The sequence below is a fragment of the Mesorhizobium sp. LNHC229A00 genome (assembly GCF_000502415.1).
GTDB lineage: Bacteria > Pseudomonadota > Alphaproteobacteria > Rhizobiales > Rhizobiaceae > Mesorhizobium.
Genome location: NZ_AYWQ01000160.1, coordinates 1 through 521, shown reverse-complemented (window position 1 = coordinate 521; position 521 = coordinate 1). Strand labels below are relative to the sequence as shown.

1 protein-coding gene is annotated in these 521 nt (G+C 60.7%); it reads right to left on the bottom strand.

Going from position 1 to position 521, the window contains the following annotated elements:
• Positions 1 to 521: hemin-degrading factor (locus X742_RS140210; protein ID WP_023775676.1), on the bottom strand; the 521-nt coding region annotated here is incomplete at both ends.

The window sequence follows — 521 nt, the reverse complement described above, 5'->3', positions numbered from 1 at the left end:
GTGACCGTCCCTCGTCGGCTTGCGCACGGCCCAGACCTCGCGGATGTGATGGGTCCTCAGATGCAGATGGAAGGTCTCGTCGAGCACATTGATCCGCGGCCCGATCTGCTTGACCGACTTGATCGGGCCGGAATGGATCTGGATGCAACCACGATTGCCGACAAAGCACATGATAGGCATCTCGTCTTCGGCCGCCTGTTGGAACAGGGCGCCAACGGCATCATTGTCGAGCAGCCAAGCGTAATCTTCGTCGGCCATACGCATTGCCTGGCAGCGACTGAGCTTCAGTGTCTTCAACATATGGTAGAACTGATGCACGTCGCTCAGCCGGCTCCAGTGCTCGCGTAGGTCGTCGGCCGTGGCGGCTTGGTCTGGACTCACTGCGTTATCGCGCGCACGGCCCGCTTCGACCGATATGATCGGCTCCTGGTCGTAGGATACGAGCTCTGCCGTCAGATCCTGATAGGCGTGCAGGTTCGAGGCGGGCCTGAGATGTACTTTGTGCATCGCCTCGCCGGCGG